General features: G+C 66.3%; 23 protein-coding genes. 19 read left to right on the top strand and 4 right to left on the bottom strand.

Translation table 11 applies throughout. From position 1 onward, the window contains the following. Positions 1 to 121 precede the first annotated feature (121 nt). From ACMAUO_RS14485 to ACMAUO_RS14405, 17 genes are all read left to right on the top strand, one after another. Positions 122 to 871 (top strand): YebC/PmpR family DNA-binding transcriptional regulator, encoded by a 750-nt coding sequence (locus ACMAUO_RS14485; RefSeq protein ID WP_114726573.1) that lies wholly within the window; start codon positions 122 to 124, stop codon positions 869 to 871. 11 nt (positions 872 to 882) lie between these two features. Then, on the top strand, positions 883 to 1,389 hold the full coding sequence (gene ruvC / locus ACMAUO_RS14480) for a crossover junction endodeoxyribonuclease RuvC (protein WP_420358276.1): 507 nt from the start codon (positions 883 to 885) through the stop codon (positions 1,387 to 1,389). Beyond that, positions 1,386 to 2,003, top strand: coding sequence for a Holliday junction branch migration protein RuvA (gene ruvA, locus ACMAUO_RS14475; RefSeq protein ID WP_420357679.1), 618 nt, complete (start codon positions 1,386 to 1,388; stop codon positions 2,001 to 2,003). Before ruvC ends, ruvA begins: the two co-directional genes overlap by 4 nt. Next, positions 2,000 to 3,046: a Holliday junction branch migration DNA helicase RuvB gene (gene ruvB / locus ACMAUO_RS14470; RefSeq protein ID WP_420357678.1), complete on the top strand. Its 1,047-nt coding sequence runs from the start codon at positions 2,000 to 2,002 to the stop codon at positions 3,044 to 3,046. The genes ruvA and ruvB overlap by 4 nt, the downstream gene beginning before the upstream one ends. Beyond that, complete coding sequence (locus ACMAUO_RS14465) at positions 3,043 to 3,447, top strand: YbgC/FadM family acyl-CoA thioesterase (protein ID WP_420357677.1); 405 nt, start codon at positions 3,043 to 3,045, stop codon at positions 3,445 to 3,447. The genes ruvB and ACMAUO_RS14465 overlap by 4 nt, the downstream gene beginning before the upstream one ends. Before the next feature lie 188 nt (positions 3,448 to 3,635). Further along, positions 3,636 to 4,352, top strand: a complete 717-nt coding sequence (tolQ, locus tag ACMAUO_RS14460) for a protein TolQ (protein ID WP_420357676.1) — start codon at positions 3,636 to 3,638, stop codon at positions 4,350 to 4,352. A 3-nt stretch (positions 4,353 to 4,355) separates the two neighbouring features. Continuing rightward, the gene (gene tolR, locus ACMAUO_RS14455; RefSeq protein WP_420357675.1) at positions 4,356 to 4,799 is read left to right on the top strand and encodes a protein TolR; all 444 of its coding nucleotides are present in this window, start codon (positions 4,356 to 4,358) and stop codon (positions 4,797 to 4,799) included. Between the two features lie 27 nt (positions 4,800 to 4,826). After that, positions 4,827 to 5,819 carry a cell envelope integrity protein TolA gene (tolA, locus tag ACMAUO_RS14450; protein WP_420357674.1) on the top strand — a complete coding sequence of 331 codons (993 nt, stop codon included), beginning with the start codon at positions 4,827 to 4,829 and terminating at the stop codon, positions 5,817 to 5,819. Positions 5,820 to 5,863: 44 nt separating this feature from the next. Next, the gene (gene tolB / locus ACMAUO_RS14445; protein ID WP_420357673.1) at positions 5,864 to 7,228 is read left to right on the top strand and encodes a Tol-Pal system beta propeller repeat protein TolB; all 1,365 of its coding nucleotides are present in this window, start codon (positions 5,864 to 5,866) and stop codon (positions 7,226 to 7,228) included. Between the two features lie 247 nt (positions 7,229 to 7,475). Beyond that, positions 7,476 to 7,952 carry a peptidoglycan-associated lipoprotein Pal gene (pal, locus tag ACMAUO_RS14440; RefSeq protein WP_420357672.1) on the top strand — a complete coding sequence of 159 codons (477 nt, stop codon included), beginning with the start codon at positions 7,476 to 7,478 and terminating at the stop codon, positions 7,950 to 7,952. 232 nt (positions 7,953 to 8,184) lie between these two features. After that, positions 8,185 to 9,132 carry a tetratricopeptide repeat protein gene (locus tag ACMAUO_RS14435; RefSeq protein ID WP_420357671.1) on the top strand — a complete coding sequence of 316 codons (948 nt, stop codon included), beginning with the start codon at positions 8,185 to 8,187 and terminating at the stop codon, positions 9,130 to 9,132. Beyond that, positions 9,123 to 10,442, top strand: a complete 1,320-nt coding sequence (gene tilS / locus ACMAUO_RS14430; protein ID WP_420357670.1) for a tRNA lysidine(34) synthetase TilS — start codon at positions 9,123 to 9,125, stop codon at positions 10,440 to 10,442. Before ACMAUO_RS14435 ends, tilS begins: the two co-directional genes overlap by 10 nt. Before the next feature lie 198 nt (positions 10,443 to 10,640). Beyond that, on the top strand, positions 10,641 to 12,575 hold the full coding sequence (ftsH, locus tag ACMAUO_RS14425; RefSeq protein WP_420357669.1) for an ATP-dependent zinc metalloprotease FtsH: 1,935 nt from the start codon (positions 10,641 to 10,643) through the stop codon (positions 12,573 to 12,575). 107 nt (positions 12,576 to 12,682) lie between these two features. Beyond that, entirely contained in the window at positions 12,683 to 13,729 is a 1,047-nt protein-coding gene (gene folP, locus ACMAUO_RS14420; RefSeq protein ID WP_420357668.1) for a dihydropteroate synthase, read from the top strand. A 35-nt stretch (positions 13,730 to 13,764) separates the two neighbouring features. Further along, a complete protein-coding gene (gene glmM, locus ACMAUO_RS14415; RefSeq protein ID WP_420357667.1) occupies positions 13,765 to 15,123 on the top strand; it encodes a phosphoglucosamine mutase in 1,359 nt (452 codons plus the stop codon). Positions 15,124 to 15,143: 20 nt separating this feature from the next. Beyond that, positions 15,144 to 15,956, top strand: coding sequence for a bifunctional hydroxymethylpyrimidine kinase/phosphomethylpyrimidine kinase (gene thiD / locus ACMAUO_RS14410; RefSeq protein ID WP_420357666.1), 813 nt, complete (start codon positions 15,144 to 15,146; stop codon positions 15,954 to 15,956). A gap of 339 nt (positions 15,957 to 16,295) precedes the next feature. Further along, positions 16,296 to 17,048: a response regulator transcription factor gene (locus tag ACMAUO_RS14405; RefSeq protein WP_420357665.1), complete on the top strand. Its 753-nt coding sequence runs from the start codon at positions 16,296 to 16,298 to the stop codon at positions 17,046 to 17,048. A 233-nt stretch (positions 17,049 to 17,281) separates the two neighbouring features. Here ACMAUO_RS14405 and ACMAUO_RS14400 read toward each other — a convergent pair whose 3' ends face one another. The 4 genes from ACMAUO_RS14400 to ACMAUO_RS14385 form a co-directional block, all read right to left on the bottom strand. Further along, positions 17,282 to 18,592 carry an Hsp70 family protein gene (locus ACMAUO_RS14400; RefSeq protein WP_420358275.1) on the bottom strand — a complete coding sequence of 437 codons (1,311 nt, stop codon included), beginning with the start codon at positions 18,590 to 18,592 and terminating at the stop codon, positions 17,282 to 17,284. Between the two features lie 54 nt (positions 18,593 to 18,646). Continuing rightward, complete coding sequence (gene alkB / locus ACMAUO_RS14395) at positions 18,647 to 19,318, bottom strand: DNA oxidative demethylase AlkB (RefSeq protein ID WP_420357664.1); 672 nt, start codon at positions 19,316 to 19,318, stop codon at positions 18,647 to 18,649. A 16-nt stretch (positions 19,319 to 19,334) separates the two neighbouring features. Then, positions 19,335 to 19,871, bottom strand: a complete 537-nt coding sequence (locus ACMAUO_RS14390) for a GNAT family N-acetyltransferase (RefSeq protein WP_420357663.1) — start codon at positions 19,869 to 19,871, stop codon at positions 19,335 to 19,337. Positions 19,872 to 20,102: 231 nt separating this feature from the next. Beyond that, complete coding sequence (locus ACMAUO_RS14385) at positions 20,103 to 22,343, bottom strand: S9 family peptidase (RefSeq protein WP_420357662.1); 2,241 nt, start codon at positions 22,341 to 22,343, stop codon at positions 20,103 to 20,105. Positions 22,344 to 22,492: 149 nt separating this feature from the next. On the opposite strand from ACMAUO_RS14385, the gene ACMAUO_RS14380 reads away from it, so the two are divergent. Further along, entirely contained in the window at positions 22,493 to 23,398 is a 906-nt protein-coding gene (locus ACMAUO_RS14380) for a DMT family transporter (RefSeq protein WP_420357661.1), read from the top strand. Between the two features lie 154 nt (positions 23,399 to 23,552). Further along, positions 23,553 to 24,704 carry a UDP-galactopyranose mutase gene (gene glf / locus ACMAUO_RS14375; protein ID WP_420357660.1) on the top strand — a complete coding sequence of 384 codons (1,152 nt, stop codon included), beginning with the start codon at positions 23,553 to 23,555 and terminating at the stop codon, positions 24,702 to 24,704. Positions 24,705 to 24,766: the final 62 nt, after the last annotated feature.

Raw genomic sequence — 24,766 nt, 5'->3', positions numbered from 1 at the left:
GCGGCCCTGGCGGGCCGCTCTCGCTCACCAGCCCACATTTCCGGCCAGCCTCCGGGAGGCCGGGTGGGGTGGGCATGGATGACGATTTGACGATTTGATGAAGAGTTAGAGAAGACGGACGATGGCGGGTCATTCGCAATTCAAGAACATCATGCATCGCAAGGGCGCGCAGGATGCGCGCCGGGCCCGGCAGTTTGCCAAGGTGATCCGCGAGATTACCGTGGCGGCGCGTTCGGGACTGCCTGATCCGGCGAGCAATCCGCGCCTGCGCGCCGCGATTTCGGCGGCGCGTGAGGTCAATATGCCCAAAGACACGGTCGAGCGCGCGATCAAGAAGGCGACGGGCGCCGGCGGCGGCGACGATTATGTGGAAGTGCGCTACGAGGGCTATGGCCCGGCGGGCGTGGCCGTGATCGTCGAGGCGCTGACCGACAACCGCAACCGTACGGCATCGGACGTGCGGGCCGCGTTCTCGAAATATGGCGGGTCGCTGGGCGAGACCAATTCGGTGTCGTTCATGTTTACCCGGCTGGGCGTGATCACCTATCCGGCCAGCGTCGCCAGCGAGGACGAGATGCTGGAAGCGGCGATCGAGGCCGGTGCCGAGAATGTGGAGAGCACCGCCGAGGGGCATGAGGTGACCTGCCCGGTGGAATCCTTCTTCGCGGTGCGCGATGCGCTGGAGACGCGCTTTGGCGAGCCGGCGAGCGCGAAATTCGACTGGCGCCCCGGGACCGTGGTGACGCTGGACGAGGAGAAGGCGCGCACCGTGCTGAAGCTGATCGACGTGCTGGACGAAAGCGACGACGTGCAGGCCGTCTACGCCAATTTCGACCTGCCGGACGACGTGGCCGAGAAGCTGTCGGCCTGACCGGGATGTCGGTGGTCCGGCTGCTGGGCATCGATCCGGGCCTGCGTTTTACCGGTTGGGGCATGATCGACGTGGCGGGGAACCGCCTGAGTCATGTCGCCGACGGTGTGATCGCGACCGACGGGGATGCCGCGGTGCCCGAGCGTCTGCGCTGCCTGCATGACGGGTTGATGGAACTGGTGCATCGGTTCGAACCGGCCGAGGCGGCGGTGGAGGAAACATACGTCAACCGCAACGGGTCCTCGACGCTGAAGCTGGGCTATGCGCGCGGGGTTGCGTTGCTGGTGCCGGCGCTGGCCGGAATCGTGGTTTCCGAATACGGTGCCATGGCGGTGAAGCGGGCGGTGGTCGGCACCGGCGCCGCCAGCAAGGAGCAGGTGGAGATGATGGTGCGCCGTCTTCTGCCCACGGCGACGATCAAGCGGGCCGATGCCTCGGACGCGCTGGCGGTGGCGATCTGCCACGCGCATCATCGCGCCAGCGCCCTGCGCGTGGCGGCGGGAACGCGCACGGCATGATCGCGCAACTGACCGGGCTGGTCGGGCAGATCGAGGCCGATCGCTGCGTGATCGACGTGCATGGCGTGGGCTATCTGGTCCATGCCTCGACCCGCACCCTGTCCGCGCTGCCGATGCCCCCCGAAGTCTCTCGCGTGCTGGTCGAGACCGTGGTGCGCGAGGATGCGTTCCTGCTCTACGGCTTTGCCGATGCGGCGGAGCGGGACTGGTTCCGGCTGCTGACGACGGTGCAGGGGGTGGGGGCCAAGCTGGCGCTGGCGATCCTGTCCGCGCTTTCGCCCGCCGATGTGGCGGCGACCATCGCGGCGGCGGACAAGGCGGGGCTGACGCGGGTTTCTGGCGTGGGCGCGCGGCTGGCGGAACGGATTCTGTCGGAACTGCGCGACAAGGCGGGCAAGCTGCCTGTGGGCGCGGGCGTTGTGCTGCCCGTGCCGACGGCTTCGGCCGGGGTCGAGGGGGATGTGCTGCTGGCGCTGGCGGGGCTGGGCTTCCGCCGGGCCGAGGCGCAGCCGGTGGTGGCGCGGATTCTGGCGCGGCTGAAGGAGGCCGGTGCCGGGCAGGAAGGTGACCTCGACGTGGTGATCCGTGAAAGCCTGCGGGAACTGGCGCGATGAGCGATCTGCCCCCGCGCGCGGTCGATCCGGGACGCATGGACGAGGATGCGGGCGAGGCCGGCCTGCGGCCGCAGACGCTTGAGGATTTCACCGGGCAGAAGGCCAGCCGCGAGAATCTGGCGATCTTTATCGCCGCCGCCCGCGCGCGGGGCGAGGCGATGGACCATGTGCTGCTGCACGGGCCGCCGGGGCTGGGCAAGACGACGCTGGCGCAGATCGTGGCGCGCGAACTCGGGGTGGGGTTTCGCGCGACCTCCGGGCCGGTGATCCAGCGCGCGGGGGATCTGGCGGCGATCCTGACCAACCTGCAGCCGCGCGATGTGCTGTTCATCGACGAGATCCATCGCCTGCAACCGGCGATCGAGGAAATCCTGTATCCGGCGATGGAGGATTTCCAGCTCGACCTGATTATCGGCGAGGGGCCGGCCGCGCGGTCGGTGCGGATCGACCTTTCACCCTTTACCCTGGTGGCGGCGACCACGCGGGCCGGGCTGCTGGCGACGCCGTTGCGCGACCGCTTCGGCATTCCGCTGCGGCTGGTGTTCTATACGGCCGAGGAATTGCGGCAGATCGTCTCGCGCGGGGCGCGGAAGCTGCAATTCGACCTGACGCCGGAGGGGGCTGAGGAAATCGCCCGCCGCTCACGCGGGACGCCGCGTATTGCCGGGCGCCTGCTGCGGCGGGTGCGCGACTTTGCCTCGGTCGCGCGGCCGGGGCCGGTGGACCGGGCGATGGCCGATGCCGCGCTCTCGCGGCTGGAAGTCGATTCGCTGGGGCTGGATGCGATGGATCGGCGCTATCTGCGCCGGATCGCCGAATTTCACCATGGCGGCCCGGTGGGCGTGGAGACGCTGGCGGCGGCGCTGGCCGAGGCGCGCGATACGCTGGAAGATGTGGTGGAGCCCTATCTGATCCAGGAAGGGCTGGTGCTGCGAACCAGCCGCGGGCGGATGCTGGGCGAGCGCGGATGGCGCCATCTGGGCCTGCAACCGCCGGCCCGACAGGCCGATCAGGGCGATCTTTTGCTGGGAGAGGACGGATGAAGCACAGCATCCCGTTTCGCGTCTATTACGAGGATACCGACGCGGGGGGAGTTGTCTATCATGCCCGCTATTTCGCCTTTGCCGAACGGGCGCGGACCGAGGCGATTCGCGGGCTGGGCCGTTCGGCCTTCTCGCTGCTGGAAGAATACGGGCTGGCCTTCGTCCTCCATCGGGCCACGATCGACTACAAGCGGCCGCTGCGGCTTGACGATGTCGTGACCGTGACGACGCGCCTGGTCGAACTGGGCTCGGCCAGTTGCCGGCTGGAGCAGGAATTCCTGCTGGAGGACAAATGCTGCGCGCGTCTGGACGTGCGACTGGCCTGCGTGCGGGCCGCCGATGGCCGGGCTGCCCGATTTCCGCCTTTATGGCATGATCTTCTGACCGGGTTGCTGGATTAGGGCGAGGCGTTTCCCGCGTTTCTGTCCGGAAGAAAATTTTCTACGCGGCGCGTGTGTCCCGCCGTGGGGGTGCTTCTGCTTTCTTCTGGAAGCCTATAAGGAACAGTATGGAAAGCAGTGTCGGACTGCCCCGACTCGGCGTCGGGATGCGGTGCTGAAGCTGCGTGCGGAAGGTGCAGGAGGCGTTTTTGGACCAAGCGGTTAACGCGGCGAATCTGGGCGCGGCGGCGTCCGACCTGTCGCTGTGGAGTTTGTTTCTGCACGCGGCGATCGTCGTCAAGCTGGTGATGATCGGCCTGGCGATCAGCAGCATCATCGTGTGGGGCATCATCTTCGACAAGATCGTGACCCTGCGGCGCGTGAATCGCGAGGCGTCGGCGTTCGAGGACAAGTTCTGGTCGGGCGGCAGCCTGGACGATCTGTATGAATCCGATGGGGCCAAGCCGCTGCATCCGATGGCGGCCGTGTTCGGCGCCGCGATGGGCGAATGGCGCCGCTCGGCGCGCATCGCCGGCATCGACCTGGCGCGCGGCGGGGTGAAGGAGCGCGTGGACCGCGCGATGAACATCACCATCACGCGCGAGATGGAGCGGCTGGGCCGCTGGATGATCTTCCTGGCCACGATCGGGCCGGTGGCGCCGTTCATCGGCCTGTTCGGCACCGTGTGGGGCATCATGCATGCGTTCGGGTCGATCGCGGCGATGCACAACACCAACCTGGCCGTGGTGGCGCCCGGTATCTCCGAGGCGCTGTTCGCGACCGCCATCGGCCTTGTGACCGCCATTCCGGCGGTGATCGCCTATAACGTCATCAGCAACAGTCTGGGCCTGTTCGAGGACCGGATGGCGGCGTTCGGCACCGAATTCGCCGCGATCCTGTCCCGCCAGTCCGAAGAAAGGGGCTGAATCATGGGCGTTTCCCTCGGTGGAGGGGGCGGCCGCCGCGGGCGTCGCCGCCCCATGTCGGACATCAACGTCACCCCGCTGGTCGACGTCATGCTGGTGCTGCTGATCATCTTCATGGTGACGGCGCCGATGATGACCAGCGGCGTGAATGTCGACCTGCCGAAGACCGACGCGGCGCCGGTGAATGCCGATACCAAGCCGATCACGGTATCCATCCGCAGTGACGGGTCGCTGTATCTGGGCGACAATCCGGTATCGGCGGACCAGTTGCTGGATCAGCTGCGCGCGGCATCCCAGAACGATCCTTCGCATCGCATCTTCGTGCGTGGCGATTCGCATATCGATTATGGGCGCGTGATGGAGGTCATGGGCCGTATCACGTCCGGCGGCTTTACCCATGTCGCCCTCCTGGCCCAGCAGCCGCCCTCGGGCGGCGGCGCGCCCTGACCGCCATCGGGTAGGAGAGCCGCAATCGTGGTTCCGCCGCGTCGTTCCGAACGCAAGCTGATGCGGTGGTCGATCATCGTGTCGGGCGTTGCGCATATGGTGCTGCTGGCGGCCATGCTGCTGGGGCTGCATGTGCCCGTGCCGCCCGAGCCGCCGCCGCCACCGACGATCGAGATGGAGTTCGCGCCCTCGGACAGCGGCGGCACGCCGCACAAGGCCGACAAGCCGGCGCCCAAACCCGCGCCGGCTCCGGCCCCGGTGCCGCAGGAGGCGCCGCCGGCCCCGACGCCGCCGGTGAAGGAACCGAACGAGGAAGCGGCCCCGCCGCCGCCTCCGCCGCCGCCCATGCCGCCGCCGCCGGAGACGCCGCCGGAAAAGCTGCCCGATACGCCGGTGCCGCCCAAGGTCGAGCAGCCGTCGCCCGATGCCGTGCCGGCACCGCCGACCCTGCCGTCGCCGCCCGTGCCCTCGCACGAGACGGCGCCGCCTTCGCCGCAGCCCGAACCCGCGCCCCTGCCGAAGATGCAGCAATTCTCGCACATCACGCAGCCGAACGAGACGAAGAAGGCGGTGCCGGATACCCATTCGCTGATGGCGACGCTGGATGCGTTCCGCGCCGACCAGAAGCAGACCCATCCGCCGAAGGCGCGGGCCAATCCGGTGCAGGGCGGAGCGCCCGATGGCGGGGGCGCGCCGGATGGCGACATTACCAGCGCGCTGAGTTCGGCCGACCAGAAGGCAATCGGGAATGCCGTGCGCCGCTGCTACACCGAGGATACGGCGGCGAAGGACTATGCGCAGTTCGTCGCCCATCTGGTGGTGACGGTGGATGGCACGGGCATGGCCCGCATCGTGCAGTTCGCGCCCGAGACCCAGGCGCGGATGGCGGGGGATTCGTCCTATCGCGCGTTGGCCGAACGGGCGCGGGCGGCGGTGCTGAGCCCGACCTGCGCGCAACTGCCCATACCCAAGGCGATGCTGGGGCAGACCCAGCAGCTCAAATTCGTTTTCCGTCCGTGAGGCAGCCCAGGCGCTGCCCGGTCGGTGCCTTCGAGGAGAAGACCATGCGTTCGAGTGAACTTCCGCTGATTTCCGATGCCGAGGCCTCGGTGCTGGCGACCCATTTCGGCCGCCGCGCCTTGCTTGGGACCGGTTGTGTCGCCGCCGGTGTGCTGGCCATACCGCTGTCCGCCCATGCCCAGGGTGCGCCGGGCGATGCGGAGATTACGGTGGACCAGGCGCGGACGGCGCCGATTCCGATCGTCATTCCGGTGCTGGGCGGCGATGCGGGCCAACTGGTGAGCAGCGTGATCTCGGGCGATCTGGGCAATTGCGGCCTGTTCTCGCCCATCAATGGCGCGCTGCCGGTGGGTGTGCCGGATTTCGGCACGTATAAATCGCTGGGCGCGCGGGCGCTGGTCAGCGGCACCGCGACCACGGGCAGCGGCGGGCTGCGCGTCGAATTCCGGCTGTGGGACGTGCTGACCGGGCAGCAGATCCAGGGCACCGCCTACACGGCGGGGGCCGGGGATGCGCGCAAGATCGCCCATATCATCGCCGATGTGATCTATGAGCGGCTGCTGGGCGAGAAGGGGTATTTCAACTCGCGAATCGCCTATATCGCCCGGTCGGGCCCGCGTGCGCACCAGACCACCCGGCTGGCGATCATGGACCAGGACGGCGCCAACAGCCACTACCTCTCCGGTGGGCAATGGCTGACCCTGACCCCGCGTTTCAGCCCGGTCAGCGAACAGCTTGCGTTCATGTCCTACGCCAACAACCGGCCGCGCGTGTATGTGCTGAACCTGGCGACCGGGCGGCAGCAATTGCTGGGCGATTTCGACGGGATCTCGTTCGCGCCGCGTTTCGCCCCCGATGGGCGGACGGTGGTGATGTCCGTCACGCGCGGAGGGGGATCGGACATCTATACGGTGGACCTGGCCTCGCGCGGCAAGCGGCAGCTCACCAGTTCCGGCGCCATCGATACCAGCCCCTGCTACAGCCCGGACGGGTCGCAGATCGTCTTCAACTCGGATCGCGGGGGCACGCCGCAGCTCTATATCATGAGCGCCGGCGGTGGCGGGGCGAAGCGGATTTCCTACGGGAATGGGACATATGGCTCGCCGGTCTGGTCGCCGCGTGGTGATCTGATCGCCTTTACGCGAATTGCGAACGGCAGCTTCTCGCTGGGCGTGATGGCGCCCGACGGCACCGGCGAGCGGATCCTGACCCAGGGCTTTACCGTGGATACCCCGACCTTCTGCCCCAATGGCCGGGTGCTGGCCTTCTGCCGCCAGACGGCGGCGGGGGCCGGAGGGGCCGGGTTCTCGTCCTCGATCGGCACGATCGATATTACCGGCTTTCATGAACGGTCGATTCCGGCGGTTGGTATGTCGTCAGATCCGGCCTGGTCACCGCTGAACGGCTGAAAAGACGACCGAAACAGCGCTTTAGTGTGCTTTTCAGGCCGATGTGCAAAACAAGATGCCCGGCATGTGTTACGGGCATCTTGACGGTCTGTCATGTCTGGCGGTAACGGGCGGGTGGGCTCCGCGGTTCGCATAGTTCTGTCACTGGGTTGTTGACGGAACAAAACGAGTGTCGGAACCAGATAACGCTTACCGGCAACTTAATCATATGGTTCCGTGCGGGAACCGATCTCAGGATCTAAAACCAATGAGACTGAAGCTTCTTGGTGCGCTTGGCATGGCCGTGTTTCTCGCGGCGTGCTCGGATGATACGAACAAGGGCGCCACGACCGGTACCGGTGCCGCCGCCCAGACCTCCGGCGTGACGCCGGGCAGCGAAGCCGATCTGGTCGCCAATGTTGGCGATCGCGTCTTCTTCGAACTGAACAAGAACAATCTGTCCAGCGAAGCCCAGGCCACGCTGGACCGCCAGGCCGCCTGGCTGGCGAAGTATCCGCAGGTGACCGTGCAGCTCGCCGGCAACTGTGACGATCGCGGCACCGAAGAGTACAACATCGCCCTGGGCGAGCGTCGTGCCAACGCGGCGCGCGACTACCTGGTGGCCAAGGGCGTTGCCGCCTCGCGCATCACGACGATCTCCTACGGCAAGGATCGTCCGACCGCGACGGGTGACGACGAGGAAGCCTGGGCCCAGAACCGTAACAGCATCACGTCGGTTCGCTGAGCGAACCGGCCGAAGCGTTCGTTCGGCTGAAGGAAGCCGGCCAGGTCTTTACCTGGCCGGCTTTTTTATTGGCGGCTGACCTGCGGTCTCTTCTGCGTGGTCCGGGTGCGTGATCTCTTCACGGCTTTGGAGCAGGCGTGCATAAGAGGCTGTTTGTGACCTCTTATCGTGACCTCCGGCGATCGGCATTGGTCTGGGCCGGCGGTGGTGCATTCATGGAGACATCCATATCATGCGGCCTGTTGCCTTCCGCTCTTTTTCGCCGTTTCGACATCGTGGGAGCCTGCCGCCGCGCGCGAAGGGGCTGGTGATCCTGACCCTGCTGGCTGGCCTGTCGCCGCTGGCGGTCCGGGCACAGGACACCGAGCAGATGACGAGTCGCGAAGGGATCGCGTTGCAGAACCAGATCATGGATCTGCGCCAGCAGCTTTCGCAGATGCAGTCGGCGGCGCCCGGGGGACAGGGGGGTGGCATTCTTCCGCCGCCCATGCCCGAGGGTGGCGGCAATAGTGGTAATGGCGGGCCGCCGGCGGCCGGTGGCGACCTGACGGCCCAGTTGCTGGACCGGGTGATGACCCTGGAGCAGCAGGTGCGCGACATGCGCGGGCAACTCGACCAATTGACCAACCAGGTGCAGCAGCAGAATGCGGCCCTGGCGAAGCAGATCGACGACATGAATTTCGCCATGCAGAATGGCGGCCATCCGCCGCCCAGGCCGGCGGCGCCGGATGCGCCGGCTGACGCGGCCGGTCCTGCTGCGGCGGGTGGCGGCGGGGATGCCGCGCCGCCGGCCAAGCGCACGCCCGACATCGTGCTGAAGGACGGCAATGCGGCCCTGATGCGTGGGGATTATGCCGGAGCGCAGGCAGCTGCCAAGCAGGTGCTGGCCGGCCCGAAGGGCCCGTTGCAGATCGACGCGCAGTTCCTGCTGGCGCAGTCGCTGGCCGGGCAGAAGCAGTATCGCCAGTCGGCCGTGGCCTATTACGATACCTATAACCGTTCGCCGCGTTCGGGCCGGGCGCCGGATGCGCTGCTGGGGGTGACGGCATCGCTGCTGGCGATGGGGGACAAGAATTCGGCGTGCCAGGCCCTGGCCAAGCTGAAGAGCGAGTTCCCCTCGCCGGCGCCGCGCGTCAAGACGGCCGAGACGGCCTATCGCACCCGCGCGGGATGCCACTGACCGGCTTTGATGCCGACCTGACCGGCGGCGGTTCCGCCGGGATGCTGGATGACGGCCGCTTTGCCGCCATCATGGCGGGGCTGGGGCCGTGGTTGCCTGACGGGGTGGGCATGCCCGAAATCGGCATCGCGGTGTCGGGCGGGGCGGACAGTCTGTGTCTTGCCTATCTCGCGGGGCGGTGGCGGCGTGCGGTGCGCGCGTTGATCGTGGACCATGGATTGCGGCCCGCGGCTGCCGCCGAGGCGCGCCTGACGCGCGATCGTCTGGCCCGGCTGGGGATTCCCGCCGAGATTCTGGTGCTGGAGGGGCTGCGTTCCGGCCCCGGCGTGGCCGATCGGGCGCGGCGCGCGCGCTATGCGGCGTTGTCGGCCGCGTGTCGGCGGACCGGGATCGTCGATCTGCTGCTGGGCCATCATGCGGGCGATCAGGCGGAAACCGTGCTGATCCGGCGCCGGGCCGCCAGTGGGCCGGATGGTCTGGCGGGCATGGGCGCGGTGACGTTTACCGGGGATCTGCGTCTGGTGCGCCCGTTTCGCGACATCGAACCGGCGACCTTGCGCGGCACGCTGCGGCGCGCGGGGCTGGAATGGGTGGAAGACCCTTCAAACGCCGATCCGCGCGCCGAGCGTGCCCGTCTGCGCGCCGGGCTTTCCGCCGATCCGCCGGCCGTGTTGCGGCTTTGCGCGGAGGCGGGGCAGGCGGGGGCCGCGCGCATGGCGCGCGATGCCGGGCAGGCGCGGCGGCTGGCCCGGGGGGTGACGGTCGCCGAGGGGGGGTGGGTGGCGCTGGCGGAGGACCCGGCCTGCCCGCGTACACTGGCCTTTCTGCTGCGTGCGGTGTCGGGGCGGGATTATCTGCCGCCCTCGCGGGCGGTGGCGGCGTTGTGTGCCGATCCTCGGCCGGCCACGCTGGCGGGGGCCTGTCTGGTGGAGGCGGGCGCGGCCCTGCGCCGGGCGGGGTTGCGCTGGCTGCTGCTGCGCGAGGAGGCGGCGATGCAGGCGCCCGTGCCGGCGGTGGCGGATTGCGTCTGGGACGGGCGTTTTGTGCTGCGGGCGCCGCACGGGGCCGATCTGCGGGGCGTGACGCTGGGCGCGGCGGGGCCGCCGGGACGATGGATGGCGCCCGCCGACTGGAAGACGCCGTGGCCGGCCCGCGCGTTGCGTACCCTGCCGGCGCTGTTCCGCGCCGGGCGGGTGGTGGCGGTTCCGACGATGGGGATCTGTCATGATCCGGCACTGGCCGGGGTGCGTCTGACGCTGATGCCGGGTGCGGTGGCGGCCGAGGCGGCGCGGTTCACAGGGGGCCATTGAGCGGTGGGCAGGCGGATTTTCGCGCCCGGGGGGCAATAAAGACCCGGGGTGGGGGTGTGAATGTCCCACGAAGGGCCTATGTATGGCTAAATCGAGGTAGAGAAGGCGTCTGGCTGCCGGTCAGAAGGAAGCCTTACCTGCGTGTTTCGGCACCAGGCGGAATCCGGGTGGCGTCAAGCGTATGGAACAATGGGCAAGATGAACAATTTTGGCCGGAACCTGGCCCTCTGGGTAATCATTATCGTACTGTTGCTGCTGCTGTTCAACGTCTTCCAGCCTGGAAGCACGCAGCATGCGGCGCAGCAACTGGCATATTCCGATTTTATCGGAGATGTGAATAACGGCCGCGTGCGCTCTGTCGTCGTGCAGGACCATAATGTCTCCGGCACGCTGACGGACGGCACGTCGTTCGAGACCTATACACCCCAGGATCCGACGCTGATCCCGCGCCTGACCGAAAAGGGCGTGGAGGTGATGGCGAAGCCGCAGGACAGCGATTCCAATCCGTTCCTGCGCTATCTGATCAACTACGCCCCGATCCTGCTGATGTTCGGCGCCTGGATCTTCATCATGCGCCAGATGCAGGCGGGTGGCGGCCGGGCCATGGGCTTCGGCAAGTCGCGCGCCAAGATGCTGACGGAAAAGCAGGGACGGGTGACCTTCGACGATGTCGCGGGCATCGACGAGGCCAAGAGCGAGTTGCAGGAGATCGTGGACTTTCTGCGTGATCCGCAGAAATTCACCCGCCTGGGCGGCAAGATCCCCAAGGGCGTGCTGCTGGTCGGCCCGCCGGGCACCGGCAAGACGCTGCTGGCCCGTGCCATTGCCGGTGAGGCGAACGTGCCGTTCTTCACCATCTCGGGCTCCGATTTCGTCGAGATGTTCGTCGGTGTCGGTGCGTCGCGTGTGCGTGACATGTTCGAGCAGGGCAAGAAGGCGGCGCCGTGCATCATCTTCATCGATGAAATCGACGCCGTTGGCCGTCATCGTGGCGCCGGCCTGGGTGGCGGCAATGACGAGCGCGAGCAGACGCTGAACCAGATGCTGGTCGAGATGGACGGGTTCGAGAGCAATGAGGGCGTGATCCTGATTGCCGCGACCAACCGCCCCGACGTGCTGGACCCCGCCCTGCTGCGCCCCGGCCGCTTCGACCGCCAGGTGGTGGTGCCCAATCCGGACGTGGTCGGGCGCGAGAAGATCCTGCGCGTGCATATGCGCAAGGTTCCGCTGGCGTCGGATGTCGACCCCAAGGTGATCGCGCGCGGCACACCGGGCTTCTCGGGCGCCGACCTGGCCAATCTGGTGAACGAGGCCGCGCTGATGGCTGCCCGCATGGGCAAGCGCACGGTCGCGATGCTGGAATTCGAGAACGCCAAGGACAAGGTGCTGATGGGCGCCGAGCGTCGCTCGCTGGTCATGAGCGAGGACGAGAAGAAGATGACCGCCTTCCATGAGGGCGGGCATGCGCTGGTCGCGATCATGACGCCGGGCGCCGACCCGGTGCACAAGGCCACGATCATTCCGCGCGGCCGTGCGCTGGGCCTGGTGATGAGCCTGCCCGAGGGCGACCGCTACTCCAAGAGCCGCGCGAAATGCCTGGGCGAGCTGACGCTGGCGATGGGTGGCCGCGCTGCCGAGGAGATCATCTTCGGGGCGGACAACGTGTCGAACGGTGCTTCCGGCGATATCAAGATGGCGACCGATCTGGCGCGCCGCATGGTGTCCGAATGGGGCATGAGCGACAAGCTGGGTATGATCGCCTATGGCGATAACGGGCAGGAAGTGTTCCTGGGCCATAGCGTGACCCAGAACAAGAACGTGTCTGAAGAGACGGTTCGCGAGATCGACGACGAGATCAAGCGCCTGATCGACAGTGCCTATGCCCGGGCGCGGACCATGCTGATCGAGCATGTGGATGACCTGCACCGGCTGGCCAACGCGCTGCTGGAATACGAGACCCTCTCCGGCGAGGAAATTCGCCAGGTGCTGCGCGGGGAGCCGATCGAGCGCGTGGTGGTGGATGATCCGATGCCGGAAAATCGCCGGTCTTCGGTTCCGCCGACGCCGCCGGCGGCGCCGCTGCCCTCGCCGGGTGGTGGTGGAGGCCTCGATCCGGCTCCGGCGGCCGGCTGAAGCCCGGAATCTGGACGCTGCGTTTATAGGATAAGGTGGAAAACAGGCGGGGTGACTCCGTCTGTTTTCATTTTATGACCATGCCATGATGATGGGGCGGAAGCTGGATGGGCGCATTGCGGCTGCTTGAACCGGCGGGACTGGTGTTCGGGCGCGATGCCCATAGGGCGGTGGATGCGGGGCTGGCCCACTGGCTGGCAGATGGACCGGCGGCCTTTACCCTGGCGCGGCTGATCGAGGGCGATGATGCCCGGCTGGTGCGCGCGGGGGATCTGCCCGGCGACTGGCTGGATGTGCTGGCGCGTGTGACCGCGCCGCTGCCCTCGGCGGATCTGCCGCCGGGCCCGCAGGTGATGGGAATCCTGAACGTCACCCCCGACAGTTTCAGCGATGGCGGCCGCCATTTCGGGACGGAGGCGGCGATTCGGGCCGGTATCGCCATGATCACGGCCGGGGCGGGGCTGCTGGATATCGGCGGCGAGAGCACGCGCCCTGGATCGGCCGTCGTGACGCCGGAGGAGGAATGGGCGCGTGTGGCGCCCGTTCTGGCGGAACTGCGGAGCCAGTCCGATGTCGCGTTGTCGGTCGATACCCGCAATGCGCGCACCATGTCGGCCTCGCTTGGGGTGGGGGCGGCGCTGATCAACGATGTTTCGGCCCTGCTGCATGATCCGCAGGCGCTGGCGGTGGTGGCCGATGCCGGCTGTCCTGTCGTGCTGATGCATATGCGCGGCACGCCGCAGACCATGCAGGATTTCGCCGTCTATGACGATGTGGCCGTCGACGTGACGTGCGAACTGGCCGCGCGGATCGATGCGGCGGTGGCGGCCGGCATTGCGCGCGACCGGATCATCGTCGATCCGGGGATCGGATTCGCCAAGAACGCCGCGCAGAATATCGAGATGATCCGGCGCCTGCCGATCCTGGCCAATCTGGGGTGCCGCGTGCTGCTGGGGACCTCGCGCAAGCGTGTGCTGGGGGAGATGGCGGGGGTGCCGGTGGCGTCGGACCGCGATCCGGGTACGGTTGCCAGCAGCCTGCCGGGGCTGGAACTCGGCAATACCATCCTGCGGGTGCATAATGTTCCTGCCATGGTGCAGGCATTGCGGGTCTGGCAGGGATTGTGGACCTGCGATAAGCCGGAGCGGATGTAGGCGCGGTGCGTGGTGAACCAGGGATAGCCGGGAAGATGACCAAGACCAGAAAATTGTTCGGCACCGACGGGATTCGCGGCACGGCCAATCAGGACCCGATGACGGTGGAAGTGGCCCAGAAGCTGGGACAGGCAGCCGGCCTGCGTTTTACGCGCGGGACGCATCGGCATCGGGTGCTGGTTGGGAAGGATACCCGGCTCTCGGGCTATATGATCGAATGTGCGCTGGTGTCCGGCTTTCTGTCGGCCGGGGTGGATGTGACGCTGGCCGGGCCGATGCCGACGCCGGCGATCGCGATGCTGACGCGGTCGCTGCGGGCCGATCTGGGCGTGATGATCTCGGCCTCGCACAATCCGTTCGGCGATAACGGCATCAAGCTGTTCGGGCCGGACGGATTCAAGCTCTCCGACGAGACCGAGGCCGAGATCGAGGACCTGATGCGCGCCGACCTGACGGGCCGGCTGGCGACGCCCGAGCGGATCGGCCGCGCCTCGCGCCTGAACGATGCGGCCGGGCGGTATATCGAGAATGCCAAGGCGTCGTTTCCGCGCGGGCGGCGCCTGGATGGGCTGCGGATCGTCATCGACTGCGCCAATGGGGCCGCCTATCGGGTGGCGCCGACCGCGCTGTGGGAACTCGGGGCCGAGGTGATCCGGATCGGGTGCGAGCCGAACGGCGTCAATATCAACGAGAATTGCGGCTCGACCCGCCCTGAGGCGCTGTGTGCGGCGGTGGTGGCGCATGAAGCCGATATCGGGATCGCGCTGGATGGCGATGCGGACCGGCTGCTGATTGCCGACGAGCAGGGGCGGCTGATCGATGGGGACCAGATCCTGGCCCTCATCGCCCGGTCGTGGAGCCGTCAGGGCAGGCTGAGTGCGAACAAGGTCGTGGCCACCGTGATGTCGAACATGGGGCTGGCGCGCTGCCTGGATGGGCTGGGGCTGGAACTGGTGCGCACGGCGGTGGGCGACCGCTATGTGGTCGAGCGCATGCGCGAACTGGGCGTCAATCTGGGGGGTGAGCAGTCGGGGCACATGGTGCTGTCCGATTTCGCGACGACCGGTGACGGGCTGGTGGCGGCATTGCAGGTTCTGGCGGTGCTGGTCGAGGAAGGTCGGCCGGCCAGCGAGGTCTGCCGCGTGTTCACGCCCTTTCCGCAATTGCTGCGCAATGTCCGCTTCATCGGCAAGAGTCCGTTGCATGCGCCCGCGGTGGAGGAAGCGCGCCGGCAGGCGGAGGCCGAACTGGGAACGGCCGGGCGGCTGCTGCTGCGCGAAAGCGGGACCGAGCCGCTGGTGCGCGTGATGGCGGAGGCGGAAGACCCGGCGCTGGTGGAGCGGGTGGTTGCCGGGATGTGCGCGGTGATCGGTTCCGCGCAGGAAGCGGCGTAGGGGCGCCGGTCTTGGCCGTCATGAAGGGCCGCGTCCTGGTCATCGCCGGCAGCGATTCCGGCGGTGGGGCGGGAATCCAGGCGGATATCAAGGCCGTGACGGCGCTGGGCGGGTTCGCCATGACGGCGGTCTCGGCCCTGACGGTGCAGAATACGCTGGGCGTGAGCGGAATCCTGCCGGTGCCGCCCGATATCGTGGCGGCGCAGATGCGCTGCGTGCTGGACGATATCGGCGTGGATGCCTTCAAGAGCGGCATGCTGGATCGGGGCGAGGTGATCCGGGCAGTGGCGGCGGAAGTGCGTGCCTACCCGGATGTTCCGTATGTGCTGGACCCGGTGATGGTGGCCAAGGGCGGTTCGCGCCTGTTGCAGGATGACGCCGTGGAGACGCTGATGCGGCATCTGGTGCCGCTGGCGAGCCTGCTGACGCCGAACCTGCCGGAGGCCGAGGTTCTGGTGGGTCACCCGATCCGCACGGTGGACGATATGTGCCGGGCGGCGGAGACCCTGCGGCGGGCGGGCGCGCGGGCGGTGCTGCTGAAGGGCGGACATCTGGAAGGGGATATCCTGACCGATGTGCTGTGCGAATCGTCGGGCATCGAACTGTTCTCGGACACCCGCCTGCATACCCGGCACACGCATGGGACCGGTTGCACGCTGGCGAGCGCGATTGCCGCCGGGTTGGCGCAGGGCCTGAGCCTGCGGGATGCCGTGGAACGGGCCCGGCGCTATCTGCGGGCCGCCATCGCGCGTGCCCCCGGCTATGGGGCCGGCGCGGGGCCGCTGAATCATGCCGTGACCGTCGATCCGGCCTGGGGCGCTCCCGGCGGCTGAGAGGCCCCGACCAAAAATAGGGGCGGGTGAATGAGAACTGCCCGCGAGGGACTGCGCCCGGTGGGTATTTTCGCGCGCCGAAGCGGGGCTGGCTCTGAAAAGCCTTCGAGAGAGAGACGTGCTGCCGATCGGGGATCGGAATGAGAGAGCGGAGGATGCGGATTACGCGGTCCGCAGGCGTAATGTTCGGCGGTCTCGGAAACGCTCCTGGCGGCTTGATATAACATATTCGTGATCGAGGCGGTTTGATACCCGGACCCATCCTAAAAGGATTGTTTGTGGAGGATTATACACCTATAGGTAGTAATTGTAGTCATAAACAATCAATGGTTGATGAACATGCGTGTCTTGCTCGTCGAGGGGAATGGGAGTGCGGCTCGTGGTACTTCCAGCACATTGCGCTCTGTTGGCTACATGATCGACCACGCCATGACCGGGCATGAAGGGGTCGAGATGCTTCGCCGTTACGATTATGATCTGGCATTACTTGAAATGGTTCTTCCAGATATCGACGGCTATGAAGTCCTGCGGGCGGCGAGGGCCGCGCGGCTGGATACACCCATCGTTGCCCTGTCCAGCCTGAGTGGGGCGCAGGCGAAGGTCCGGGCCTTTTCAGCGGGCGCGGACGATTACATCACCCGGCCCTACGATACGCCGGAACTGGCCGCACGCATCCAGGCCATCGTCCGTCGTTCGAAGGGATACAGCCAGCCGGTCCTGCAGGCCGGGGCGGTCAGGCTTTCCCTGGACAGCCGCGAGGTTACGGTAAAGGGGCGGCTGGTTCATCTGACCGGCAAGGAATACATGATCCTGGAACTGCTCATGCTCCGCAGGGGTACGGTACTGAGCAAGTTCGCATTTCTCGACCATCTCTATGGGGGGATGGACGAGCCGGAAATGAAGATCATCGATGTTTTTATCTGCAAGTTGCGGAAGAAATTGCAGGTGGCCGGGGCACGGGACGTGATCACGACCGTATGGGGGCAGGGCTACATGCTCAGGGACGAGACCGATGGTGACGCGCCGCTGCCGACCGCGATGATGAAGCCGCCGCGATCGGCCGAGGATCTGCCGTCGCTTGCTGTCGTCTGATCACGCTCGGGGATTATGGGCTTTATAAAACGTACGAACCGGCAGAAACGGAGGGTGCTTCATGTCGCTTCCGCGTGTCGCAAAAAAAAAGCAGGGTCCGAAGACCCTGCAGTTTGCGTGATGATTCGATATGCGATGCCCCCATCGCCCTTTTCTTATGGCACGGGGCGGGGGCATCGGCCTTGATCTGAATCAAAATCGGATGAAAAGAACGTAAGGTCTGAAAGGCTTTTTCAGCAGGTGGTGGTGCCTGACGGATGGGCCGTGTTCCCCTGCATCAGGGCCAGTCCTTCGGCGACCGACACGAACTCTCCGCCGCGATCGATCCGCTCGTTGCCGAAACGGGCGGCGAACAGGGCGCGGACCGCCGGGACGAACGAGGTGCCGCCGGTGAGAAACACCCGGTCGATATCGGCTTCGCCCAGGCCCGCGCGGTCCAGTGCCGTTGTCACAGCGCCGTCGAACTGGGCCAGATCGGGGGCGATCCAGTCTTCGAACGCCGCCCGTGTGATCGTGCGGTCGATATGGATGTCCTTGTGATGGAAGCGCAGGGTGGTGCTGTCGGCGTGCGACAGTTCGGCCTTGGCGGCACCGACTGCGCGATACAGGGCCTGGCCCTGCTGGTCGGCGACCAGAGTGGCCAGCGCATGCAGGCGATCGGGCTCGGAGGCGGTGCGCGCCACGTCGTCGATGGCGCGCAGCGTTGCCGGCGTGCGCATCAGCGACAGGCGGTGCCAGCGCGCCAGGCTGGCGTACCACTCGATCGGCACCGGCAAGGGGGCGCCCCCCATGATGCGGTAGGTACTGTCGCGGCCCAGTTCGGGCGAGACGACGTTGTCGATGATCCGGTAGTCGAACTGGTCGCCCGCGATGCCCACGCCCGCATGGCCCAGCGGAACGGCGCGCCCGATTGCGGGATCGAAGCGCAGGACCGAGAAATCGCTGGTGCCGCCGCCGAAATCGCCGACCAGGATCGTGGCCGGCGCGTCCAGCCGCCGGGCGAAGCGCCAGCCGGCGGCCTCGGGCTCCAGCGCCACGGCGATGCTGCGGAAACCGGCTTCGGCAAAGCCGTCGCGCAGGCGCTGTTCGCCGAACGCATCATCGGGTGCCTCGCCGGCGAATTGTACCGGGCGGCCGACCGTGGCATCGACCGTGGCGGGGTCGATGCCGACGGCGCGCATCAGTTCGGCGACGAAGAAGCCGACGAGGTTCTCCAGCGTCAGTCGGCGGCCCAGCAGGCGCGTTTCGCGGAACGATGTCTGCGCCAGGTAGGATTTCATGGACATGATCAGGCGGCTTTCGGCCGGATCGTCCAGATAGGCATCGATGGCGGCGGCGCCGATGGCCTGATGAACCGCCAGGCGGCCGCGTTCTTCCTCCTGCCACAGGCACAGCAGGGTGCGGCAGGTCTCGGATTCGGGATGGCCGGGGAAGGCGAAGCGCGTGGTGTGGGTTTCGCCGTCCGGGGTCGCGATGACGACGACGCTGTTGGTCGTGCCGAAATCGATGCCGACACGGGGGCGGGGCGTGGGGGCAGAGGACATCATCGCGGGTGAATAAGTGCTGCGGATCGCGATGTCCATCCGTGTCTTGCCGTTCTACCCGGCCCGCCGGAAGGTCAGGTTCAGCCGGGCCCGGCCGGTCAGGGCGTGGGTGCCTTCGGCCAAGGGGTGGATGCCGTGATGGGCCAGGCGGGCCGCCCCGCCCCAGGCCACGATGTCGCCATGCTCCAGCGGCACCCGCTGGACCGGGTCGGTGCGCGTGGGGCCGCCCCAGAGGAATATCGCCGGCAGGCCCAGCGAGACCGAGACGATCGGCTGGCTGAAATCATGCTCGTTGCGGTCCTGATGCAGGGTGAGTCGTGTGCCCGGTTCATAGCGGTTGATCAGGCAGGCGTCGGGCGTGAAGGCGGGGTAGCCGGCTTCGGCGGCGGCCTTGATCGCGAGCGTGGCGAAGGGGGCGGGCATTGCCGGCCAGGGCAGGCCGGTGAGCGGGTCGTGGGTGGTATAGCGATATCCCCTGGCATCGGAGACCCAGCCCAGCGCGCCGCAATTGGTCATGGCGACGGACATCGTGCGGCCACCGGGCGTTGCCATGCGGCGAAACGGGGCCGTTCGGGCGATGGCTTCGATCTGGACGATCAATTCGGGGGCCGTGGCGCGAGCCCGTCCGGCCAGCAGCATGGCACCCGGACCCAGCACGCGATCGTGGGCGCCGGACGCCAGGTCCAAGCCGGGGAGCGGGCCGGTTATCGGTGGACGGGGCGGCATGTCCGATTTTCCGGTTTCAGGGCCGGTCGGGGGGCGTGCGGTCTCCGCTGCCCAGTGCGCATTGCAGCAGCACGACATCCAGCCAGCGCCCGTGTTTGAAACCGACCGATTGGAGTGTGCCGACCGTGCGGAAGCCGTGGCGTTCGTGCAGGCGGATGGAGGGTATATTCGCGCTGTCGCCGACCAGGGCCATCATCTGCCGGAAGCCTCTGGCGACGCATTCCGCCATCAATGCACCCAGCAGGGTGGTGCCGATGCCGCGTCCGGCGGCGTGGGGGGTGAGATAGATGGAGTCCTCTACCGTGTCGCGATAGGCGATTCGCGGGTGGTAGGGGCCGGCATAGGCGTAGCCGATCACCGATCCCGCCAGTTCGGCCACCAGATAGGGGTAGTTCCTGGCCAGGAGTGTTTCCATGCGCCGTGTCATCTCTTCGACGGCAGGAGGGTCGATTTCGAACGAGGCGCAGCCGTGCAGCACATGGTCGTCGTATATCGCCGTGATTTCGGGCAGGTCGTGGGCGTGCGCGGCGCGGATGGTGACGTCGGAAGGCATGTTGGCTGGTCCGGCTGATTTGGGTGGGTGCGTCGGCGTGCTGGTGTGGGAGGAAATCTGCGGCAGCAGGGGCCGGATGTCGATGAGGACATGATCCGTCCGGCTTGGCTTCCAGACAAATGGTGACGACTGAATGGTTTCCAAAGGCAAAGCCTTTGGCGGGTCCAGGGTGGAACCCTGGCCTTTGCACCTACCCTGGCCGAGAGCCGGCCAGGGTAGGATGGTTGGAGGTCAGTTTGTCGCGGTGGGGGCCGGGGCCTTCAGGGTGGCGGCCAGGAAGGCCTCGCGCGCGTCGTTGACGTGGGCGCGCAGGACCGGGTCGGTCAGCATATGGGTGCCGGGCAGCAGCAGCAGGTTGTAGGGGCGGCCGGCGGTGATGAAGGCTTGCGTCATCTTCATCGTATTTTCGAAATACACGTTATCGTCGGTCAGGCCGTGCATGATCAGCAGCGGACGGGACAGGGATTGCGCGTAGGTGAGGACATTGCTGGCGCGGTAGCCGTCGGGGTCGTCCTGCGGTGTGCCCAGATAGCGTTCAGTATAGGCTGTGTCGTAATCGGCGAAGTCGGCCGGCGGGGCGCCCGCGACGCCGGCCTTGAAGACATCCGGCCGGCGGATGGTAGCCATTGCGGTGAAATAGCCGCCGAACGACCAGCCATGGACGCCGACATGATCGAGATCCAGTTCAGGGTAGCGTTTGCCGAGGGCGGTCAGGCCGTCGATCTGGTCCTGGAGCGGCAGGTCGATCAGGTTGTTCTTGGTGGCCCGTTCCCAGTCATGGTCGCGGCCCGGTGTGCCGCGCCCGTCCAGGCTGATGACGATGAAGCCGTGGTCGGCCATGCACTGGCTTTCCAGATTCAGGCGTGGTGCGTCCAGGACTTCCTTGTAGCCAGGGCCGGCATAGACCGACAGCACCACCGGGTAGCGCTGTCCCGGCTTGAAGCTGGCCGGGCGGATGATCATGGCATCCATGTCGCGGGTGCCGGCGCGGGTGTATTCGATATGTGGTGTCAGCGTGGGTGTTTCCGCGACGGCGGGGATTTTGGCCAGCACATGACCGTCGGCATCGCGCAGGGTGGTGACGGCACTGCCGTCGGCGCCCGACAGGCTGTCGACGAAGCGCGTATGGCCGCCATCGGCGAAAGTTGCGCCGTGCAGGCCGGGCTCGGGCGTCAGCAGGACCGGCGTGCCGCCTTGCAGGGGCAGGCGGTAGATTGCGGTGCGGGTTCGATCGGGGTTGGCGGTGATGGTTACCGTTCCGGCATCGGGGTCGAAATCGTCCAGCGAGACGAAGGGCAGGCTGGTGGGCGTGACCGCGTGATCGAGCGTGCCGTCGGCGTGGCGCAGTTCCAGTTGCCAATGACCGTTGCGTTCGGCGGCCCAGAGGAAACCGCTGCCGTTCGGCAGCCAGCGGGGAAGGGAGCGGCCGCGTCCGTCGCCGGAGGGGCTGATATTGATCCAGGCGGGATCGCGCTCGGTCAGCAGGGTGCTGGTCTGGCCGGTGGCAGGGTCGACGCGCAGGACCCGCTCCTCGGTCTGGGCGCGGTTCAGCACGACCAGCGTCAGGGGGCCGTGTCCCTTGGGCCAGACGGCGCGGGCCAGGTAGGGGAAGGCGGTGCTGTCCCATTGGACCCAGCGAGTGGGGCCGCCGTCGCGCGCGACCAGCCCCAGCCGGATGCGCGCGTTTGCCGTGCCGGCGCGGGGGTAGCGGAATTCGACCGGTTGCGTGGCCGGGTGCTGGGGATCGGTGATGTAATGTTTCTCGACGCCTGAGGAGTCGGCTTCCTCATAAAGAATCGTCTGTCCGTCGGGCGACCACCACAGGCCGTCCGGTCGGGCCAGTTCCTCGGCGGCGGCAAATTCGGCCAGGCCGTGGGTCAGGGTTTCGGTGCCGCCGTGGGTCAGGCGCGTGGTGTGTCCGCTGGCCAGTGTCACGACATGGACGTCGTTGTCGCGCACCACCGCGACATGGGTGCCGTCCGGTGACAGGCGCGGGGCAATCCAGCCGCGTCCGGGGACGTCGGCGACCTTGCCGGTTGCAACGTCGATTTGCATCAGGTGGTCGGCCTGGCTGACCAGTGCGGTGCGGCCGTCATCAGACAGGGTGAAGTCGGTGATGCCGGTGAGCGACATGCGGGCCCGTTCGCGCCGGGCCTTTTCCTCGACCGACAGAGATTCGGTGCCGGTCGGGCGGGCCAGTTCGGTCTCGGTTCCGCTCGTGGGGTCGAAGCGCCAGAGATGCAGCGTGGTGTCGCGCGGGCCGCTGCGCAGGAACAGTACCCCGTGTCCGTCCGGCGTGGGCTGTGCGTGGCGTGGCAGGCCCAGGGTGAAATTCCGTGTGGCCGCCAGGTCGGCGTAGCACTGGCTGGCGGGGGCGGCGTGCGCTGCCGCGGCCAGCAATAGTCCGGGCAGGGAGAGGGCCATGTGCCGCATCAGGCGGCGTGGCCGGCGGCCGAGGGAAAATGGAAACATCAGGCAGTCCGTCTGTCATGTCGAAAGTATCCGACGATGAATTGGCGGAGCGTCGAGCGCAAGTCAGGGACCTGGCCCCTCGCGTGGTCGGGATCGTTTCGGTATGACATGAGGTGCCCGCCTCGTGTTCGGGCGGGGAAGCCTGAAGCATGTCTACTGCCGTGCGGTTCCTGCCGCTGATCGTCATTGTTGCCATCCTGTCGTGGGCCAGCGCCTATCCTGTCGTGCGGATCGCGTTGCGCGATCTGCCGCCGGTGCCGCTGGCTGCCGCACGCTATGCCATTGCGGCGATGCTGGCCGGGGGGTGGCTGGCGTGGGCCCGCCCGCCGGTGCCGGCGCGGGGGGATTGGCCGCGTATCCTGGCTTGTGGGGCGATCGGGATCGCGCTTTACAATATCCTGTTCAATACCGGGGAAGTGACCGTTTCGGCCGGTGCTGCAAGCCTGCTGATCAGCGCGATGCCGCTGATTGCCGCCCTGATCGCGGTGGCGGTGATGGGCGAGCGGCTGTCGCCCTGGGGATGGGCTGGGTCGCTGTGCAGTTTTGCGGGTGTGGTGTTGATTGCCGGTGGGCAGGCGGGTGGGATTTCCCTCGGGTCGGGTGCGACTCTGGTTTTCGGGGCGGCGGTCTGCGGGGCGCTTTATACCACGTTGCAGAAGAAGCTGGTGCTGCGTTACGGGGCGCTGCCGACCATCTGCTACATCCTGATCGCGGGAGCGGTCTGTTTGAGTCCATGGTTGCCGCAGGCACTCAGGATATTGCCGGGGGCGCCTGTGCGCTGCTGGGCGGCGGTGCTGGAATTGGGGATTTTCCCCGCAGCCATCGGCTATGCGGCGTGGGCGTTCGTGGTTGGCCATATGGGGGCGGCGAGGGGGGCAGGCCTACTGTATCTGCTGCCGCCGGCGACGCTGGTGCTGGCGTTTATTCTGACCGGTGAAATTCCGACAGTTCGGACCCTGGTAGGTGGTGCCATTGTCATGGCAGGGGTGGTGGCGACTAATATTTATGGTCATCCGGATCGGCAGAGGCGGCGGCAGGGCGGACAGACGGCCTGAACCCCGAAGCATAGGGACAGGATCTGCAGCGAGTTACCCGGCATATTTTTTCAAAAGCGTTCGGTGGCATTCGCGGGCGGAAGCGTCTATCAGTCGGGAGGGGCGGGAGAAGAGGCCGTTTCCCGGAACGGAACGGGTCGAAAGACGGAAGAGCATGAGATTTTGCGTGGTCGGCGCCGGACTGAGCGGGGCTGTCATTGCCCGGACGCTTGCCCGGTGCGGTCACCAGGTCATCGTGGTGGACGAACGATCCCATCTAGGTGGTAACTGCCATACCGAACGCGACCCTGAGACGGGGATCATGGTCCATCGCTATGGACCGCATATCTTTCATACGGCGGATGAGCGCGTCTGGCATTATGTGCGGCGTTTTGGTAATTTTCGCCCGTATACGAACCGTGTGAAGGCCGTCGCGGGAGGGCATGTTCACGTGCTTCCCGTCAATCTTCTGACCATCAACCAGTTTTTTGGAAAGACGATGAGTCCTCGGGAGGCCCGGGACTTCATCGCGGAGAGGGCGGACCATTCCATCGCGCAGCCGCGTTCCTTCGAGGAGCAGGCACTGAAGATGGTCGGCCCGGAACTGTACCGCGCATTTTTCCGGGGCTATACCCTCAAGCAGTGGGGGATCGACCCGACAGAACTGCCGGCCTCCATCCTGAAACGTCTTCCGCTGCGTTTCGACTATGATGACAATTACTTCAGTCATCGGTATCAGGGTATTCCGGAGGAAGGATATACTGTAGTTGTCCAGAATATATTGAATGTCGATGGAATAGAAATTAGGCATAATTGCAGTTTCGAATCCCTGTCCGAGGAATTCAATCATGTCTTTTATACGGGGCCGATCGACCGTTATTTCGGGTTCCGGATCGGGCGTCTGGCATACCGAACCCTTGATTTCGAACGGGTTGTGGCGGATGGCGATTTTCAGGGAACAGCGGTCATGAATTATTGTGACGAAGATATCCCTTATACTCGGATCACCGAGCATAAATATTTTTCCCCATGGGAAATGGGAAATTTCTCCAAAACCGTCTGTTTCCGTGAGTATAGCCGTGCTGCGGGGGGGAATGATATTCCCTATTATCCGGTCAGGCTTGTCAATGACAGGGTTTTGCTCGATAATTATATCAGCATGGCGCGGGAGCAAAAAAACATTTCTTTTCTTGGGCGGCTTGGAACGTATCGTTACCTCGATATGGATGTTACGATCAGGGAAGCGTTGCACGCTAGTGATGTGATCGAGCGATCTTTCCAGTCATCCGGTTTTTCTCTTCCCGTTTTCTTCATTGATCCGAACTGAAGACCCGATGCCGGGGACATGGAATGGAAGATTCTCCGCCGTAATCGTATATCGTCTCAGGG

Source organism: Gluconacetobacter brunescens, from assembly GCF_048695475.1.
Lineage (GTDB): Bacteria > Pseudomonadota > Alphaproteobacteria > Acetobacterales > Acetobacteraceae > Gluconacetobacter.
This window is presented reverse-complemented; position numbering and strand designations above follow the sequence as displayed.